At 43.4% G+C, this 19,076-nt stretch carries 16 protein-coding genes; 8 read left to right on the forward strand and 8 right to left on the reverse strand.

Annotation, left to right across the window (positions count from 1 at the left end; genetic code table 11):
* Nucleotides 1–10: 10 nt before the first annotated feature.
* Genes hemB through WFY05_RS18530 form a run of 4 tightly spaced genes read left to right on the forward strand, consistent with a single transcriptional unit; the run spans nucleotide 11 to nucleotide 3,834 of the window.
* The gene (hemB, locus tag WFY05_RS18515; RefSeq protein ID WP_340114404.1) at nucleotides 11–997 is read left to right on the forward strand and encodes a porphobilinogen synthase; all 987 of its coding nucleotides are present in this window, start codon (nucleotides 11–13) and stop codon (nucleotides 995–997) included.
* 17 nt (nucleotides 998–1,014) lie between these two features.
* Nucleotides 1,015–2,307 (forward strand): glutamate-1-semialdehyde 2,1-aminomutase, encoded by a 1,293-nt coding sequence (hemL, locus tag WFY05_RS18520; protein WP_340114405.1) that lies wholly within the window; start codon nucleotides 1,015–1,017, stop codon nucleotides 2,305–2,307.
* Nucleotides 2,308–2,312: 5 nt separating this feature from the next.
* Nucleotides 2,313–3,344, forward strand: coding sequence for a uroporphyrinogen decarboxylase (gene hemE, locus WFY05_RS18525; protein ID WP_340114406.1), 1,032 nt, complete (start codon nucleotides 2,313–2,315; stop codon nucleotides 3,342–3,344).
* 19 nt (nucleotides 3,345–3,363) lie between these two features.
* Complete coding sequence (locus tag WFY05_RS18530) at nucleotides 3,364–3,834, forward strand: hypothetical protein (RefSeq protein ID WP_340114407.1); 471 nt, start codon at nucleotides 3,364–3,366, stop codon at nucleotides 3,832–3,834.
* 13 nt (nucleotides 3,835–3,847) lie between these two features.
* On the opposite strand, the gene cobA is transcribed toward WFY05_RS18530, so the two are convergent.
* From cobA to WFY05_RS18560, 6 genes are all read right to left on the reverse strand, one after another.
* Entirely contained in the window at nucleotides 3,848–4,570 is a 723-nt protein-coding gene (gene cobA / locus WFY05_RS18535) for a uroporphyrinogen-III C-methyltransferase (protein WP_340114408.1), read from the reverse strand.
* Between the two features lie 18 nt (nucleotides 4,571–4,588).
* Nucleotides 4,589–5,428, reverse strand: a complete 840-nt coding sequence (locus tag WFY05_RS18540) for a Rossmann-fold NAD(P)-binding domain-containing protein (RefSeq protein ID WP_340114409.1) — start codon at nucleotides 5,426–5,428, stop codon at nucleotides 4,589–4,591.
* Between the two features lie 53 nt (nucleotides 5,429–5,481).
* Nucleotides 5,482–7,182 (reverse strand): NADPH-dependent assimilatory sulfite reductase hemoprotein subunit, encoded by a 1,701-nt coding sequence (locus WFY05_RS18545; protein ID WP_340114410.1) that lies wholly within the window; start codon nucleotides 7,180–7,182, stop codon nucleotides 5,482–5,484.
* A 128-nt stretch (nucleotides 7,183–7,310) separates the two neighbouring features.
* Nucleotides 7,311–9,128, reverse strand: a complete 1,818-nt coding sequence (locus tag WFY05_RS18550) for an assimilatory sulfite reductase (NADPH) flavoprotein subunit (RefSeq protein ID WP_340114411.1) — start codon at nucleotides 9,126–9,128, stop codon at nucleotides 7,311–7,313.
* 9 nt (nucleotides 9,129–9,137) lie between these two features.
* Entirely contained in the window at nucleotides 9,138–9,581 is a 444-nt protein-coding gene (locus WFY05_RS18555) for a precorrin-2 dehydrogenase/sirohydrochlorin ferrochelatase family protein (protein WP_340114412.1), read from the reverse strand.
* Nucleotides 9,582–9,587: 6 nt separating this feature from the next.
* Nucleotides 9,588–9,842, reverse strand: coding sequence for a DUF2061 domain-containing protein (locus WFY05_RS18560; protein WP_340114413.1), 255 nt, complete (start codon nucleotides 9,840–9,842; stop codon nucleotides 9,588–9,590).
* A 630-nt stretch (nucleotides 9,843–10,472) separates the two neighbouring features.
* On the opposite strand from WFY05_RS18560, the gene fusA2 reads away from it, so the two are divergent.
* On the forward strand, nucleotides 10,473–12,629 hold the full coding sequence (fusA2, locus tag WFY05_RS18565; RefSeq protein WP_340114414.1) for an elongation factor G2: 2,157 nt from the start codon (nucleotides 10,473–10,475) through the stop codon (nucleotides 12,627–12,629).
* A gap of 113 nt (nucleotides 12,630–12,742) precedes the next feature.
* On the opposite strand, the gene WFY05_RS18570 is transcribed toward fusA2, so the two are convergent.
* On the reverse strand, nucleotides 12,743–13,336 hold the full coding sequence (locus tag WFY05_RS18570) for a hypothetical protein (RefSeq protein ID WP_340114415.1): 594 nt from the start codon (nucleotides 13,334–13,336) through the stop codon (nucleotides 12,743–12,745).
* Nucleotides 13,337–13,543: 207 nt separating this feature from the next.
* Here WFY05_RS18570 and WFY05_RS18575 point away from each other — a divergent pair, with 207 nt between their 5' ends.
* Entirely contained in the window at nucleotides 13,544–14,485 is a 942-nt protein-coding gene (locus WFY05_RS18575; protein WP_340114416.1) for a DUF7544 domain-containing protein, read from the forward strand.
* Between the two features lie 57 nt (nucleotides 14,486–14,542).
* Nucleotides 14,543–15,013 (forward strand): SRPBCC family protein, encoded by a 471-nt coding sequence (locus WFY05_RS18580; protein WP_340114417.1) that lies wholly within the window; start codon nucleotides 14,543–14,545, stop codon nucleotides 15,011–15,013.
* Between the two features lie 4 nt (nucleotides 15,014–15,017).
* Here WFY05_RS18580 and WFY05_RS18585 read toward each other — a convergent pair whose 3' ends face one another.
* Nucleotides 15,018–16,307: a T9SS type B sorting domain-containing protein gene (locus WFY05_RS18585; protein ID WP_340114418.1), complete on the reverse strand. Its 1,290-nt coding sequence runs from the start codon at nucleotides 16,305–16,307 to the stop codon at nucleotides 15,018–15,020.
* 369 nt (nucleotides 16,308–16,676) lie between these two features.
* Here WFY05_RS18585 and WFY05_RS18590 point away from each other — a divergent pair, with 369 nt between their 5' ends.
* On the forward strand, nucleotides 16,677–19,034 hold the full coding sequence (locus WFY05_RS18590) for an ATP-dependent helicase (protein ID WP_340114419.1): 2,358 nt from the start codon (nucleotides 16,677–16,679) through the stop codon (nucleotides 19,032–19,034).
* The last annotated feature ends 42 nt before the right edge of the window (nucleotides 19,035–19,076 follow it).

Consider the following 19,076-nt stretch of genomic DNA (forward strand, 5'->3'; position numbering starts at 1 on the left):
AAATAGTATCATGGCATTTCCTGAAACCAGAATGAGAAGATTACGATACAATTCAGTATTAAGAGATATGGTGACCGAGACTCATCTTTCGGTCGACGATTTGGTAATGCCGCTTTTTGTATGTGCAGGAACTAATGTCCGCAATCCAATCGGGTCGATGCCGGGCAATTACCAGCTTTCAGTAGAAAACCTGGTGGAAGAATGTAAAAAAGTATATGCTTCCGGAGTGCGAGCAGTTTTGCTTTTTGGGATCCCTGCAGAAAAAGACGAGGACGGATCGGTAGCCTGCGAACACAACGGAATTGTTCAAACGGCCACCCGCGCCATTAAAAAAGAAATTGAAGACTTGTATATAATTGCCGACGTGTGCAATTGCGAGTACACCACACACGGACACTGCGGTACCATTATCGATGGCGATGTTGATAACGACACTACTCTTGAAACACTGGCCCGGCAATCGGTTTCGCTGGCTGAAGCCGGTGTGGATATGATCGCTCCCAGCGACATGATGGACGGACGTGTTGGGAAAATCAGAAAGGCACTGGATGAAGCACATTTCGAGAAGATCCCGATTATGGCTTACTCGGCAAAATTTGCTTCTGCTTTTTACGGTCCGTTCAGAGATGCTGCTGAAAGCGCGCCAAAATTCGGGAACAGGGCAACCTACCAGATGAATCCGGCCAATTCGAATGAAGCTGTGCGCGAAGTTCAGCTCGATATTGAAGAAGGTGCCGATATTGTAATGGTGAAACCGGCCATGGCCTTTCTCGACATTGTTTACCGGGTGAAAACTGAATTCAAAATGCCCGTTGCCGCCTACAACGTAAGTGGCGAATTTTCGATGGTAAAAGCTACCGGCGAAAAAGGCTGGATCGATGAAGCACGCGTGATGATAGAAGTGTTGACTTCTATAAAACGAGCCGGTGCCGATATCATTATTACCTACCATGCGGTGGAAGCGGCCAACATAATTAAAGGAATAAACGAACAGTAAAGCTGATATTAGAAGACATGCAATTTGAAAAAAGTATGAGCGCGTTTGAGCGGGCACAACAAACTATTCCCGGCGGTGTGAATTCACCGGTACGGGCTTTTAAGAGTGTAAACCTGAATCCGGTTTTTATTGAAAGAGCAAAAGGAGCGGAGATCATCGATATCGACGGGAATCGTTACATCGATTTTGTAGCCTCGTGGGGGCCATTGATTTTTGGTCATGCGCACGACTGCATCCTGACAGCCATAAATGAAGCTGCACAAAAAGGGACCAGCTACGGAGCACCAACTCAGTATGAAACCGAAATGGCTGAATTGATTGTTGAGATGATTCCTTCGGTGGAAAAAGTGCGTATGGTAAATTCAGGAACCGAAGCCACCATGAGTGCCATCCGCCTGGCAAGAGGATACACCAAACGTGAGAAGATCATAAAATTTGTTGGTAACTACCACGGCCACGGCGACAGTTTTCTGATTAAAGCCGGTTCGGGAGCCATTACTTTGGGCATCCCTGACAGTCCGGGCGTTACAAAAGGAAATGCACAGGATACACTGCTGGCCGATTACAACAACCTCGATTCAGTAAAACAACTTTTCGAACAGGAAAAGGACGAAATTGCCGCGGTTATTGTTGAGCCGGTGGCGGGAAATATGGGAGTGGTTCCACCCGCTACAGGATTTTTGGAAGGGCTACGCGAACTCTGCAGTTCAAATGGTGCACTGCTTATTTTTGATGAAGTAATCACCGGATTCCGCCTTGCAAAAGGAGGCACCCAGGAATATTATGGCGTAACACCCGACCTTACCACTTTAGGAAAAATCATTGGGGGAGGTTTACCTGTAGGTGCTTATGGAGGTAAAAAAGAAATCATGGATCAACTGGCTCCCGAAGGACCTGTTTACCAGGCCGGAACATTATCCGGAAATCCGCTGGCCATGGCAGCCGGAGCCACCATGCTGAAAATGATAAAAGAAACCGCCGATTTCTACCCGGAATTGGAACGGAAAGCAAAAAAACTGGAAGGGGGCATTCGTAAGAATCTTGCAGAAACAGGTGTTAATGCAGTACTTAACCGTGTTGGATCGATGATGACCTTATTTTTTACCGAAGAACAACAGGTAACCACTTTTAGCGAAGCTATGTCGTGCGACACAACAAAATATGCGACCTATTTTAAGCAATCGCTGGAAAGTGGTATTTACCTGGCACCATCACAATTCGAATGTCTGTTTGTGTCGTATGCCCACACCGACGACGACATCGACACAATTATTGAAGCCAATAAAAAGGCTTTAACCTTGTTAAGTTAAAAAGAATGGAGAGTATATTCATAAAAACATTAAAGGGAGAAAAAACGGAAAGACCGCCGGTTTGGTTTATGCGGCAGGCAGGACGCGTGCTGCCATCCTATATGGAATTGCGTAAGCAGTATTCTTTTCATGAATTGATGCGCGATCCGGAACTGGCCGCAAAAGTAACCCTGCTACCGGTGCATGACCTGGGTGTTGATGCGGCCATTCTTTTCTCCGACATCCTTGTCATTCCTGAAGCTTTGGGCATGAATCTGTCGTTTACCGATTCAGGACCACGTTTTCAGAAAGCATTAAAAGATGTGGATGATCCGGCTGCTTTTTTAAATCCCGATGCATCGAAGCTCGAGTACATTTATGATGTGATCGACCGGATTGAAGAGACCAGGCCGGCTGAAGTTCCTTTGATCGGATTTTGCGGAGCGCCGTTTACAACGCTTTGCTACATGGTGCAGGGATTGGGAACCAATCATACTTTCCCCGATGCCGTTGCGATGTTGTACAAGAACCGCGAACTGGCAAAACAGTTACTTGGCATCATCACCGACCTTTCGATTGAGTACGCATTGAACCAGGTCAGGCACGGAATTGCCGCTTTTCAGATTTTTGAAACGCACGCCGGACTGATTCCTTCGGATTTGTATATGGAACTGATCATGCCTTTTGTAAGAAAGATTTCGGCTGCAGTAAAAGGTGCCGGAACTCCTGTAATTTTCCTTCCAAAAGGATTGGGAACAGGGCTGCAGCATCTTCGTCCTGACGATGCCGATTTTATCAGCGTCGACTGGCAGGTGCCGCTGGAAGAAGCCCGCAAAATGATTCCTCCTACAATGGGTGTTCAAGGCAATCTCGACCCGCGTTTATTGCTTGCCGGTCAGGATGTGATCCAACAAAAACTTGAAAGCTACCTGGAATTCGGGGCTCAAAATCCGAACTGGATATTTAACGTAGGTCACGGTTTTATTCCGGGAATTCCGGTTGAAAATGCAAAATTTGCTGTTGACTGGATAAAACAGGCCGATTGGAACAGAAATTAAACTGAAAAATAGATAGGTAATGATAAATGCAACTATCCAGCTTTCTACTCTTTTAATGAGTTCACCGGTGAAGATCGCTCACTATGTGGTCAGTCTTTGCTTTTTGGTGTTCGCCGTATTACTGATCTTTCGGTCGGTAACGGGGCTCATAAAAAAACGGGAGTTTGGAAAGCTGGATAAGTTTCTTTCTTATGCTTTTATCGTGAACCTATACCTGCAACTTATATTTGGTATTGTTTTGTTTACCAATATGAATCCTACATCGGGCCTCAACTATCCGGGCGACAAAAGCCACGTTGATATGCTCTCGAAACGCCTTTGGCCAATTGAACACATTGTGCTAATGCTTTTTGCTTTGTTTATCGCCAATCTGGGATTAATTTCATCTTTAAAATCAAGGAACAGTTCAGCTAAATACCGAAAAGTACTGATTTATTATGTACTTTCCATTGTGCTGATCGCTTATTCGCTGATCTCCATTTATCTTTGATTATTTTTTTTCGCTAGTCAAACTTTTTAAGAAAAATAAGTGCCGGTGTTGGCAACGGCGACTTAGCATGCTGAATGATGACATCTTTGAGGCAGCCTTCCATGATGGCCGCATTTTTACGTCCGGCGCGTGAAACAATGGTTGTATTAATGCACTCGCGCTGTTCGGGATCAAGTGCCTGGTTAATCTCTTCCAGCACTTTGGTGCCCATGTAAAGCACGGCAGTTCCCCGCTTATCCAGAATATCACATAAATGTTGCGCACTTACCGCTTTCCCCGAAACATCGGTGCCGGAAAGCAAGTGCAGCGAATTGCTTCCACGCCGATCGGTAAGGCTAACGCCAAATTCTGCTGCGGCAGCATTAAATGCCGAAATTCCGGGAATAACCTCGTATTGCAATTTATGTTCTTTTAAGAAAGAAGTTTCTTCTGCACCGCGGCTAAAAATCATCGGGTCTCCGGATTTTACGCGAACTACCGCTTTACCTTCCTGTGCAAAATGCAGGAGTTTTTGATGAATGGCATTTTGGCGGACCGTTACATCCCGGCCATCGCCGGCTCTTTTCCCCACAAAAACCTTTTCTGCTGCTTCGGGAAAAAGATCGCGGATTTCGCCCGAAACAAGTGCGTCATAAAGCACCACTTCTGCTTTTTTAATGGCATTGTATGCACGCACTGTCAGCAGGTCGGCAGGCCCGGGTCCGGCGCCGACAATATATACTTTCCCTGTGTTCATGTTGATAAAGTCTTCAGATTAAATGCGATACGCCCACTCTTCAATTTCCTTCAGGTAATCCATCGGACTATTGTAACTGAATGAGTAGTCGAGCCTGCTAATCAGTTTATCGCTGTTGACTACTTTATAACTCCCGGCATTATCGATAAAAACGGGTTGCGGTAATTCGCTCAGTTTGGCCGCTTTGCTGTAAAACTCCTTTTTGGTGGGATGTTCCGGACAAACAGCATTAAACGTTTCTCCCCAAATATCGTTCTCAACTATTTTACTGATGACATTTACGCAGTCGTCGCGATGAATCAGGTTGATGGGCATTTGCGCGTTCACCTCACTCTTCCTTTGAACAAAACGGGCCGGGTTCCGGTCATAACCGATCAGTCCGCCAAAGCGCAGCACTGTAGTTTGGAAATTCGGATTATCCGTGAACAGTTTTTCGGCCTTCAATAAGGCCCTTCCGGCAGGCTTTTGAGGCGAACCTTCATCACCCTCTTTTACTTCTTTGTTTCGCTCTTCATAAACCGAAGTGGAAGAAATATACAGCACTTTCTTAATGCCGATCTCCTCGACCTTTTTAACCACCTGCTCCATTTTCTGCGGATAGGAATCTTCCACACATTTTGTGCGTGTTGGCGGAATACTAACCACCAATAAGTTGGTACTAAAAAAACTGTTGTAATCAACTTCCAGCGCCTGTGGTTTAGCTTTCACATAAAAGGCACTTATACCGGTCATCTCCAGCTTATTATAACTACTATTCGAACTGCTCGATCCTTTTACTTTCCAGCCTTTCCGTAGTAATGATTTACCCAGAGCCGTTCCCAGCCAACCACATCCTAATATCGAAATTACATTGTTCATACAAGTGTCCTTTCTTTTTTCGATCCCGCTCATCATTGCTGATGAGACCGGAATCAATGGTTAAATTCCTTCCCGTGTAATATCTCCTTCACATAGTTATTGCGGATCACAAAATCGCCAAAATGCTCTTTGGCTTTTCTGTTTTTGGCAAAGTCGGCAATAATTGGCCGTAGTTCTTTTAGAATCTCATCTTCCGGAATCGTTTCTTTAAACAGTGTGTTCAGCCTTGTACCGTTGAAGTTACCTCCAAGATAAAGGTTGTAATACCCCGGCGATTTCCCTATTAAACCGATCTCTGCCAGGTAGGGGCGGCCGCATCCGTTCGGACATCCGGTCATTCGTATAACTATCTCCTCCTTTATCAGATCGTGTTCTTCGAGGATGGTCTCAATTTTTGAAATCAGATCAGGAAGATAACGTTCTGCTTCGGCAAAGGCCAACGGACAAGTCGGCAGCGCCACACAGGCTATTGAATTCTGACGAAGACCGGAAATTTCGGTGGGTGCAACACCATGCTTTTTCAACAGGGCATCCACTTTTTTCTTCTCAGTGGCGGTAACTCCGGCCACAATCAGGTTTTGGTTTCCGGTAAGTATGAAATCTCCCTTAATCTGCTTTGCAATCTCACGAAGCGCAGTTTTAAGTTGTTGTTTGCCCTTATCGAGCACCCGACCACCTTCAACAAAATAAGTGAGGTGCCACTTGTTGTCGGTTCCTTTTTTCCAGCCATAATCGTCGCCATTGCGTTCAAGTTTGAAGGGCTTTTCCTTTTCGAGTTTGTAGCCCAGCAGTTTTTCCACTTCTTCCTTAAACTCATCTACCCCCATTCTGTCGATGGTATATTTCATGCGCGCCTGTTTCCGGTTTTTCCTGTCGCCGTTATCGCGCTGAATCAGCACCACTTTCTCGGCTACCTCTAAAACCTGATCGGGCGTGCAATAACCGATAACTGTACCGGTTCTCGGATAAGTTTCAGTCATTCCGAAAGTTGAACCCAGTCCTCCGCCAACAACAACATTGTAGCCGATTATCGCATCTTTTTCAACAATGGCAATAAAACCCAGATCCTGCGAGAACACATCACAGTCGTTATGTGGCGGGATGACCACTCCGATTTTAAATTTTCGCGGCAGGTAACGGACTCCATATAAAGGTTCTTCATCCTGCTTGCTGTTGGCTATGAGTTTTTTATCGAGCCAAATTTCGTGATAGGCTGTTGTCCGCGGCATCAGATGTTCGCTGATCCGGGTTGCCAAATCAATCACTTGGGCATGAAAAGGCGATTCTGCAGGATTAGCGTGGCTCATCACATTTCTGTTGACATCGCCACAAGCTGCAATCGTATCCAGCAACTCTTCATTCATTTCGCTGATCGTCTTTTTCAGATCGTTCTTAAGCACCCCGTGCAACTGAAAGGTCTGCCGGGTGGTTAGCTTCAGTGTATGGTTGGCATATTTTTCGGAAAGTGCATCCATTTTCAGCCACTGCGCCGGCGTGAATTTTCCACCTGGCATGCGCAAACGAATCAGGAACGAGTAGGCGGGTTCCAGTTTTTGGTGTTTTCGTTCTTTATCGAGATCGCGATCGGTTTGCTGGTAGATCCCGTGAAATTTCGAGATCTGTGTGTCGCCTTCCGAAATGGCCCCGGTTATTGGGTCAGCCAAACTTTCGACCAGCGTGCCACGCAGGAAATTGCTCTCGTATTTCAGTTTTTCTACCTCCGAAAGTTCTTTCCAGTCAATTGTTTCGTTCATCTCATTAATTTTAATCCTCAACGAGATAGTCAATGAAACTCATTCCCCGGTTGGTTGAAGGATGGGAATTTGTTTCATTTGGGTTATAAAATCGGTTCGTATCGTTGAGTAGTTGTTCTTAAATATCTTTAGTAAACATCACTTTGAAAACGCTTCTCTCGTTTAAGGTTCTTCACATATTTCTCGGCCTCTTCTTTGCTGAGCCCACCCTCGGTTTCGATGAGCTCAAGCAAAGTCTTGTTCACGTCTTTGGCCATGTATTTCATATCTCCGCAGAGGTAAAAATGAGCTCCGTTTTCAAGCCATTCAAACACCTCCTTTTGATTCTCTTTGAGTTTATGCTGAACGTATACTTTCTCGTCCTGGTCGCGCGAAAAAGCCACATCCATTTTTTCAAGGTACTCCGCTTTCAGTAACTTTTGCCACTCAGCCTGGTACAGAAAATCGGATTTAAATCGCCGGTCGCCAAAAAACAACCAGGTGTCGCCTTTCATCCCCAGGCTTTCGCGCTGCTGCATAAAGGCACGGTATGGAGCAACTCCGGTTCCGGCACCTACCATGATCAGTTTCGAGCCGTTTGGCGGAAGTTTAAATGCCGGATTTTTATCAATGAAAATGGCCAATTGATCGTCCACTTCAACACTGTCGCTAAGGAAACTAGAACAAGCTCCTTTGCGAAGACGGCTCTTTCGCTCGTAATTCACCAGCGAAACGGTTGCATGTACCTCCTCACCCACATATTCCATGCTCGATGAGATGGAGTACAAACGCGGGGGAATAGGACGCAAAATACTGATGAGTTTATTGGCGTTCCATTTGTATGGAAAATCTTCCAGCAGGTCGAGTACATCATGCCCGTATAAATAATCGTTGAGTTTTTCCTCATCGTTCAGAATGGCGTCAAGGTTTTCGTCTTTTGTAATCTCTACATATTTTTCAAGTAAATCGTATGTAACCACTGTGATCTCGTAATAATGGCTTAAAGCATCTCTTAAGGAGATCTGTTCCTCTTCGTGATCCACCTGCTGTTCCTGATCGAAGCCGGTGTGCTCCAGAATTTGCTCGACCAGTACTTTCGGATTTCGGGCAAAAATCCCTACAGCATCGCCGGGCTCGTATTCAAGGCCCGAACCTTCAAGCGACAACTCGAGGTGGTAAACTTCCTTGTCCGAATCGCGGCCCGTAATTTTTACTTTATCCAGCACCGTTGCTTTGTACGGATTGGTTTTCGTGAATTGTTCGCCCCTAACGGCAGCACCATTTGTTCCGGCAGCCGGATTCGCAGAATCTATAGTGGCGGGACTCTCACTTTCGGAAGGCTGAAGATTGAGCAATAAGTTGTTCATCCAAATTTCGGCATCCTGCTCGTAATCCACATCACATTTTACCATTGGAGTAAGACGATAAGCTCCACAATCTTTCATGGCTTCGTCGATATCTTCGCCGGTTTTACAAAAGTTCCGGTAGGTTTTGTCGCCCAAAGCCAGCACCGAAAAGTTGGTATCGTTTAGCTTTGGAGCACGATTCCCGGTGACATATTTATGAAAATCTTCGGCCATATCTGGCGGATCGCCTTCGCCATGCGTACTTACAATCACGGCCACATTATCTTCTTCGTGCAGCTTTTTGTAATTAAAATCGTATAAGCTCAACACCGTTGCGTTAATGTTCCGGAAAGCGGCTTTCTCTTTCAGTTTATCTGCCAGTCCTTGCGAATGTCCGGTTTCGGTACCGTATAAAATGGTCAGGTTAAGCAGACTTTTGGGTTGTGCTTCAGCAGCAGCGGGTACAAGCGCGTCACTTGCTTCAGCACTTCCTCCCATGGCAGAAAGTCTACCTTCAAAGAACCCACTTAACCAAAGTGTTTGCTCTTTTGTTAATCCTTGTGTTAGCTGATCCAAGGCTGTCAGCTGTTGGTCATTTAACGGATTTAACTTTAAACTCATCTTCTCTTATCAGTTAAAATTTATTGTCTGTTTTATTAAATCTCTAATTCTAATTGCTTCGTACACATTTTCACCATTCGATCCTACCGCAACGGTAATTTTGCCGTGACGATATATTGCCGGTGATACAAATTGACACAACGCAGGTTTATCGTGGATGTTCACCAGAACACCGGCTTCCTTTGCATCCTGAACAATTTGTTTGTCGAGCTCGTCGTTATTCACACAGGAATACAGCATGAGGTAACCTTTCAGAAAGTCTTTATTATAGACCGCTTCGGTGTACTTTATTCCGCTGTTTTTTATCTCGTCGATGACCTTTAAGGCCAGCACTTCAACATGTGCATCGAACCGTTGCAAAATGCGTATTTTCTTCAGTGCATCCTGCCCTCCCCCGATGACCAGAATTTTTGCATCGGAAATGTCGATCGATATGGGTAAAAAGTTTTTCATGCTCCACTAAATTTCGTATTCGATGGGTGTTTCTTCAACTCGCCCAAAATTGCAGCGGTTCCATGCCCGCTCGTGAAAAAAATAGAGTACCATTTTTGTAAACAACTCAACCCCTCCAATGGTTACGGCAAAATTTAAATTCCCCACCACAATCCACGAAATAATGATGGTATCAATGGTTCCGACAGCCCGCCACGAAATGGTTTTCACAACGCTGCGTCGCTTCCGTTCTACTGTTTTTCCGTTTATCCTGTTCTCCACTGTCGAGTTTATTTTAAAAGAGTCTTACTTTCTATTGTTAATCCGTTAGCCTATAAAAAAAGCTCTCCTGCTGTTGCAGAAGAGCCATTTTAAAAGGTGATATATACTTACACTAGCTGTTTAATTCTTCTGCCACTTAAACACAATCATACACATACACATCATGTGCATCATTGTAGTTCTTATGTCAGAAGTTGTATTTCTCATATCTTTTTCAAAATGCTTTGTGACTTTTGTCACATACTGCAAATGTAAGCGAATAAATCAGACTAAAAAGACTTTTATTGATTTTTTTTATTTAGGCTAAATAAATATTAAGACATCGGGCCGTAATATCATGAGTTTACCCAATAGAAAACATAACATTATTCCCTTTAAAATCAGCACAAAAAAGCTAATGTTAGCGCACTCATTTTTAGCACATTCAAACAATAACATTTATTAACACACACCAATTAAAACACTGTATTTCCATGCATTAACACCCACAAAAAACAACACTCAAATGCGATTCATTTATGAGCTGATTTATGCCTCTTGATTGTTAATAAATTATTATTATTTTTGGTGTCCTTTCTACTTTACGACGAAGTTCTAAGGGAAAAAACAAATCAATAAAACTCGAATAATATGAAGGTTTACAAAACGGATGAGATCCGGAACATTGCTTTAATCGGTAATGCCGGCAGTGGGAAAACCACCCTTGCAGAAGCTATGCTCTTCGAGGGTGGAGTTATAAAACGCAGAGGTGAAGTAGCCTCAAAAAATACAGTATCAGACTATACACCAATTGAACAAGACTACGGCAATTCAGTTTTTTCAACATTGATGTACACCGAACACAACGGTAAAAAAATCAATATCCTGGACACTCCGGGAATGGACGAATTGTGTGGAGGTGTTGTTTCTGCCTTAAGCGTTACAGCACTCGGACTACTCACCATAAACGCCACAAGTGGTATAGAAGCGGGAACAGACGCTGCTGTTCGTCATGCTGATGATGCAGACACTCCACTCATTCTTGTTTTTAACCAACTCGACCACGATAATTCAAACTACGATAATACACTGGAACAAGCCAAAACATCATTTGGCGGTAAAACAACTATCGTTCAGTACCCGGTTGATGCCGGACCAAATTTTTCGGCCATTATTGATGTACTGAAAATGAAAATGTATAAGTATTCGGGAGACGACGGAAAAGTTGAAATCCTGGATATTCCTGATTCGGAAAAAGAACGTGCCGATGAACTGCACAACGAACTGGTTGAAAAAGCAGCTGAAAATGAGGAAGCCTTAATGGAACTCTATTTCGACAAAGGCACTTTATCAGAAGATGAAATGCGCAAGGGAATTAAACTGGGAATGCTCGATCGCAGTCTTTACCCGGTATTCTGTACCTGTGCACGAAAAAATATTGGCGTAGGACGCCTCATGGAATTTGTTACCAACATTGCTCCGGCTCCGGTTGAAAAGAAACACCGCGAAGTTATCGAAGGTAAAGATGTTGAAATGAGTGCATCGGAACCGCCAAGTATTTTTGTATTTAAATCGGCAGTAGAATCGCACGTTGGAGAAATAACTTTCTTTAAAGTGATGTCAGGCGTTGTAAAAGAAGGACTCGATCTGATCAATTCCAAAACCGGAAACAAAGAACGTCTGTCGCAGGTGTTTGTATCGGCTGGAAAGAACCGCGAAAAAGTTGAGCAACTTGAGGCTGGTGATCTGGGTTGTACGGTTAAGCTGAAAGAAACAAAATTCAACCAGACGCTTTCAACAAAAGAAGCGGGAACAATATTTGTTCCGATTAAATTCCCGTCATCGAGACATACAGTTGCAGTTAAAGCCGAGAACGACGGTGATGATGAAAAAGTAGGCGAAGTACTGAGCAAACTGAAATACGAAGATCCTACCTTTGTTGTAGAATATTCAAAAGAATTAAAGCAATTACTGGTACACAACCAGGGAGAATATCACCTGAATGTTTTAAAGTGGTATTTCGATCAGGTACATAAAATCAGTGTTCACTTCCTGTCACCAAAAATTCCGTATCGTGAAACCATTACCAAACCGGCACAAGCCGATTACCGTCATAAAAAACAATCGGGAGGTGCCGGACAATTCGGAGAAGTACACCTGATTATAGAGCCATACACCGAAGGTGCAGAACCTAAGAACATGTTCAAATTTGGCGACAAAGAACAAAAGATTTCGGTTCGTGCCGTTGAGGAACACAAACTGTCCTGGGGAGGAAAACTGGTATTTGCCAACTGTATAGTGGGTGGTTCTATCGATGCCCGTTTTTTACCGGCTATTCTGAAAGGAATTATGGAAAAGATGGAAGAAGGCCCGCTGACAGGATCGTATGCCCGCGATATTGTTGTTTACGTTTACGACGGAAAAATGCACCCGGTTGATTCGAATGAGATCTCGTTTAAACTTGCCGGACGAAATGCATTCAGCACTGCCTTTAAAAATGCCGGTCCGAAAATTCTCGAGCCAATATACGACCTTAACGTGTGGGTACCATCCGACCGCATGGGCGACACCATGAGCGACCTTCAGGGACGTCGTGCCATGATTATGGGCATGGGATCGGAAAAAGGTATGGAGAAAATTACTGCAAAAGTTCCGCTCAAGGAAATGAACAAATACACCACTTCGCTGAGTTCGATTACCGGCGGTAGAGGTGTTTTCACCATTGACTTCGACGGTTACGAAAAAGTACCTTCCGATGTTCAGGATGAACTGCTGAAAGCATACGAAGCTGAGCAGGAAGAAGAATAGACCATTTTCTAATCCATTTTACTATAACTAAATTTAATTCCCCGGTTCGTCAATCGACGGATCGGGGTTTTATTTTAGCTACAAACTAACGGGATTTAAAAAATGTGAATGCTCTATTTTTTCTGCAACTCCATCCGGGTTTTGTGCAGTTCCATGTTTATTTTGGTGTAGCGATCGAGTGCCTGTTTTTTGTGATCTTCGTATTCGGCCTTTAATTCGTTATATTCTTTTTTGGTTTCGCGTGTCACCTTATTGCTCTTTTTAAACAACAGATACACAAAACCTGCCAGTACCAGCACTCCTAAAATAAAGAGATACATTACTGTTGAATAAACGGTTTTATTGATGTCGATTCCAAGAACAGTAATCGAATCCTGAAGCTTTTTACTTTCATCGAGTTTAGCCTGGGTTTCGTCAATAAGTTGCTGCTTATTGGCCAGCTCTTGTTTTTGCTCGTTGATTTTATTATGGCTGCCTGCCAACTGTTTTTCCAAACCTGAAATGGTATCCGACAATGCCCCGTAAAAGTCGTCGAGCTGACTTCCTTTCAGAAAATAATTGCCGTCCCAGAAATTCAGATTTTCTTTGAAAACATCGTATTGCTGTTCAAGACTTTTTTCCTGTTTCCAGGCATTAATGTCTTTTTTGGCCAGCGAAACAAATGTGAGGGAGCTAAACAAAATGGTAATAACTACAAATTTCTTCATGCGTCTTTTTATAGAATATACAATTAACGAGCAAAAATAGTTCTTGTTGCGTAATTTACAAACAAAGCTGTTTTTTATTGAAAATGAAAGGCTTAAACCCACTCTATTTAATTTTTTATATGTAAGGATTTGGTACTGTTCTTCCGCATTTCCTGTTTGTAAATTTTCAAAAAAGAAGTAACTTGCAGAAAACCAGCAACTATCGCCATGAGTATCAGCTACAGCCAACCGCTTTCCAAGGGTTTTCAGCGCATGAAAAAAGCCCTTTTTCAACCCTTCGATATTACAAAATGGTTCCGTATTGGTTTCACCGCCTGGCTTGCCGGCCTTACGGAATGCAATGGCGGAAGCAGCGGAAACAACAGCAGCGGTAATTTCAACAACCTCGATAAATTTTTCGATTTCCCGCAAACGGCATGGAACTGGCTCACCGACAATCCACTCTGGGCCAACCTTATTTTAGTAGGTGTAGTCTTTCTGATTATTATCGTTTCTGTGATTATCTGGGTAAGTGCCCGCGGGAAATTCATGTTTTTGCACAACGTGGTTCATGATAATTCAGAGATCAGCAAACCCTGGCACGACTACAGGAAAGAAGGAAACTCACTGTTTTGGTTCGATTTTGTTTTTGGCTGGATCGCTTTTGCCGTTTTTATGCTGATAGCAGCTCATTGTTTTGTAACCGCCAAAGACCTGTACTACGGCGATTTCACAAAACCGGAAATATTCTTATCGATTCTGCAAATGGTTTTACTGTTTATCGGCTACATCATAATATTTGGCTACATCGGTCTTTTCGAAAAAGATTTTGTGATACCGATTATGTACAAACACCGGATTGGAGTGCTGCGGGCCTGGAGTAAATTCCTGGCACTATTGGGACGAAAACTCTTTACTTTCCTACTTTACGGACTCTTTATTTTTGTGCTTGGAATTGCAGTGGCAATCGGGATCATATTTTTTGCCCTGGTTACCTGCTGCATTGGCTTGCTTCTGATCGCCATTCCGTATATCGGAGCTGTTGTACTTTTGCCGGTCAGCTATACGTTCAGAGCCTTCTCCATCGAGTTTCTTGCTCAGTTTGGCGATGACTTCGATCTATTACCAAAAGACGAACTCGGGCTATTGGTTGACACACCCGAAGAATAAAGGTGCAAACCAAAAACCGTCTTCATTGTTTATACTTTGACAAAATAGTGTAAACAAATGGGATTTTATCAATTTAAACGGTCGCAAAAATTACCTGCTCCCATTGATCAGGTTTGGGAGTTCATTTCAGCGCCTTCAAACTTAAAGAAGATCACGCCCGAAAGTATGGGTTTTGAAATCACATCATCGGACAGCGATCAGACAATGTACGAGGGTATGATCATCAGTTATAAGGTCCGCCCGATATTAAACATCAACAAACTCTGGGTCACCGAAATTACGCATATTCAACCCAAAATTTATTTTGTTGACGAACAACGGATTGGCCCCTATAAAATGTGGCACCACGAACACAAACTGAAAGAAATCGACGGAGGAGTAATCATGACCGATATTGTTTCATATCAACCTCCTTTTGGAATTATCGGAAATTTAGCCAACACACTAATAATCCGTAAAAAACTGAGTGAGATTTTTAATCACCGCGAAATCGTTCTTGAAGAAATATTTGGGAAATGGATAGAATAAACGTCTAATCTTTTTCTCTGAAAAGATGCAAGAAACCATGTTCGGTGCGTTTTCTTCCGTCGCGGCCACGACCGACAACATCCCAATAATACACTCCCGGACTGGCAGTTCCTCCACCAATGCGGCCATCCCAAACGCTTTCCGACCGCGAATCCTCAAATCCCTGAACATCGCCGCTTTGCCAGTGATGAACACGTTTTCCCCACCGATTATAAATATTGATCTCGATATTTTTCATCGACCAGAACTTGATAACAAATTCATCGTTAACACCGTCGCCATTGGGTGTAAATACATTTGGTGCCAACACAAAAGAAGTATCGGCCACAATAAACTCACTGAGCAAAAACGTATCAACGCAGGTATATTCTTCGCTAATGTGCTTGGCAATGAGCTTCACTAAATAACTCCCCGAATTTTCGTACGTGTAAACCGGAGCATCGTCGTAAGCTACCAGGTACACGCTGTCAACCGGGCCGCCCGTTTCTTCAAATTCTTTCTTAATTTCATCAATATCGCGGTAAAAATGCCACTCGTAATAACCCGATGTTCCGTTTTCGGAATTATTTGAAAATGTTACGGTCAGCGGAGCTTCACCACTCATCGGACTGGCCGAAAAATCGGCCTTGGTTACAATCGATTCGTAAGTGACGTCTGCACGGCCTTCACAATTATACTGATCAAAAACACGCAAGGTGTAATCGGTATTTTGGGTTGGCGGATTAAACATTTCAAGATGAATCAAGCTACTTAATTTTACTGATCCTTCCAGCCATTCAACACTGATTTGCTTTGGAAGATCAATGGCCGAATTATCGCTTAAATCGTAATATGTGAACGTGGCTGTTGAATAGCTGCCACTCATAGAAAACGACTCGCAATCGGAACTATCAATCACCGCCTCGGCAATCATCCAGTTGTTTAAAACCCATGCACGATAAATATCGGTTGTGGCGCCCAAAGTAACAGTGGCCCGATAACAACCATCGGCCAAACCATTTATTTGCGAATTGCTGAGGTCTGAACTTTCCTGTGAATAAAACTCAAAGTCGCCAATCTGTTCATTGTATTTTTCCCATAAAAAAGTTTTGGTTCCCGATAATGTGGTCGACACCGTCAAACTCCCTGATTCACTAATTGAATCCGAATTACAAAAAACAAAAATATCATCCGTTTCAGGATAGACCGGATATTGCGTCACATCGCTTCCAACAGCATCCGGAGCAGTGATCTGGGCAAATGTTACCGTAGAAAATAAAAACAGGATTACCAACAAATAAAGACTTCGCTTCATAAACATCGTTCTTTAAGCTACAATATTAACGTATAAATTTTATTTAATTGCCTGCGACATACAAAAATTCAGGGTAGAATATCTGTTCTCCGAGAAGGAAATTAGTTATCAAATCTGATACACCATGCTTTAGCTTGGTGACAAAGAATCATAAATAACAGGAACGGCTATAGCATTTAAGTTTTCCCTTATAAGATCGATTAGTCTAACCGGGTAAATTTGTATTGCTATTAACGGCTAAAGCCACACTCACTCAACGTTCATAAGTCACCGGACTAAAGCCGCGTTGCAAAATTATACCTATAGAAAAAATAATTTGTTGAAAAAAGCTTTTTAAAATGATGGCCGAAGCTGATACAACTTTTATTTTTGTGCTTCGGAACGAAAGGAGGAAATGTGCTGGATTATCTGAAAGAATTAAACGAAGCTCAACACGAAGCCGTTGTGCGCACCGAAGGACCCTCGCTGGTGATTGCCGGAGCGGGTTCGGGAAAGACAAGGGTACTTACATATCGCATAGCTCACCTTCTCAAACAGGGAGCCCGGCCGTCGTCGATTTTATCGCTGACTTTTACCAACAAGGCAGCACGCGAAATGAAACAGCGGATCGCTGCCGTAGCCGGCGAAAATGTAGCCCGTTACCTTTGGATGGGAACTTTTCACAGCATTTTCGCACGTATCCTGCGAATAGAACATGAAACCATTGGCTACCCGTCGAATTATACCATTTACGACAGTGCCGACAGCAAAAGCCTGATTAAAACCATCATAAAAAGCTTTCAGCACGACGATAAAGTATATAAAGCGGGGGTAGTTGCCAGCCGTATTTCAATGGCAAAAAACAACCTGATTACACCGGTAGTCTATGCTAATACTGCTGAAATTCGTTCGGTGGATAAGAACATGCGCATGCCGGCAATCTCCGAAATTTACAAAGAATACACCAAGCGATGCCGTTTATCGGGAGCCATGGATTTTGATGATCTGCTGTTGAATACCAACTTACTTTTCCGCGATCATCCCGATATCCTGGAAAAGTACCAGGATCGTTTTGGATACCTTTTAGTAGATGAGTACCAGGATACAAACTACGCTCAATACCTGATCATAAAAAAACTGGCAGCCAAACACAAAAACATTTGTGTGGTGGGCGACGATGCCCAGAGTATTTATTCGTTCCGTGGAGCCCGTATCGAGAACATCCTGAATTTTAAGAACGACTACCCGGAACACAAGGTTTTCAAACTGGAACAGAATTACCGGTCGACACAAATGATCGTGAATGCGGCTAACAGTATTATTGCCAAAAACAAACGCCAGATTCCTAAAAAGGTCTTTTCTGAAAACGATGCGGGTAAACCTATCAAAATTGTTTCGGCGCTTACCGATAATGAAGAAGGTTTTTTGGTGGCCCAGGAAATTGCACAAACTCAACTTCGCGATCACTACCAATACCTCGATTACGCCATTTTATACCGTACCAATGCACAGTCGAGAATCTTTGAAGAGTCGCTGCGAAAACGAAATATTCCTTACAAAATCTACGGTGGCCTGAGTTTCTACCAGCGAAAAGAGATCAAGGATTTGCTTAGCTACTTCAGAATGGCCATAAATACAGACGATAATGAAGCGCTGAAACGGATCATTAACTATCCGGCACGCGGAATCGGGCAAACAACCTTATCGAAACTTGAAAATGCCGCCATCGGAAAAGAAGTATCGATTTGGATAATCGTTACTGCCCTTCCCGATGTCAATCACGCAAACCTGAACCGCGGAACGGTGGCCAAGATCATGAAATTCACAGATTTGATCGGGCGTTTTCAGAAACTTGCCCGGGAAAGTGATGCGTTTGAAACCGCCAAAACTATAGCCGAGCAAACCGGAATTCTAAAAGAATTATACAACGACAAATCTCCCGAAGGCCTGAGCCGTCACGAAAACATCCAGGAATTGTTAAACGGGATCCAGGAATTTACGATTTCGGCTAAAGAAGAAGGTGAACCGGACAAACTGGAACGCTACCTCGAAGATGTGGCACTACTCACAGACCAGGACAACGAAAAAGATGAAGACCGCAATAAAGTTACACTGATGACTGTTCATTCGGCGAAAGGACTGGAATTCAAAAACGTTTTTGTTGTTGGCTTGGAAGAAAACCTGTTCCCCTCGCAACGCCAGGGCGAAAAAGCAACCATGGAATCGCTGGAAGAAGAGCGCCGTCTGTTTTACGTGGCCATTACACGTGCCGAGGAAAATGCCTGGCTGTCGTTTGCCACCCAACGTTACCGTTGGGGAAATCTTGATTTTTGCACACCCAGCCGATTTTTAGAAGAACTCGATGCAAAATTTGTCGACAATCAAAGTACGCAGGATTTCTCGGGAAACAACCGGCAAAACACAACATCCGGCTCGTTTCAGCAATCTAAACAGCGGCAGTTCACCCAGCGCCAGCCACAATCAGCATTTAAAACACGTGAATCGCAAAACATTTTTAACAAAAAGCTCGTTTCTTTAAAACAAAGCGGAGGTTCACAGTCGACATTCGAGGGCGACGATCCAACAAAAATACAAGCCGGAATGACGGTTGAACACCAACGCTTTGGCGAAGGAAAAGTATTAAACATCGAAGGCATTGCGCCCAACTTAAAAGCTACAGTTTACTTTCCACGTGCTGGGCAAAAACAACTGTTACTAAAATTTGCCCGCCTGAAAATTAAAGGTTAACAAGGGTTTAGAAAGAATTTATTCGTGAATTGACAGGAAATC

Origin of the sequence: Maribellus mangrovi (genome assembly GCF_037646455.1) — a bacterium.
GTDB classification, from domain to species: domain Bacteria; phylum Bacteroidota; class Bacteroidia; order Bacteroidales; family Prolixibacteraceae; genus Draconibacterium; species Draconibacterium mangrovi_A.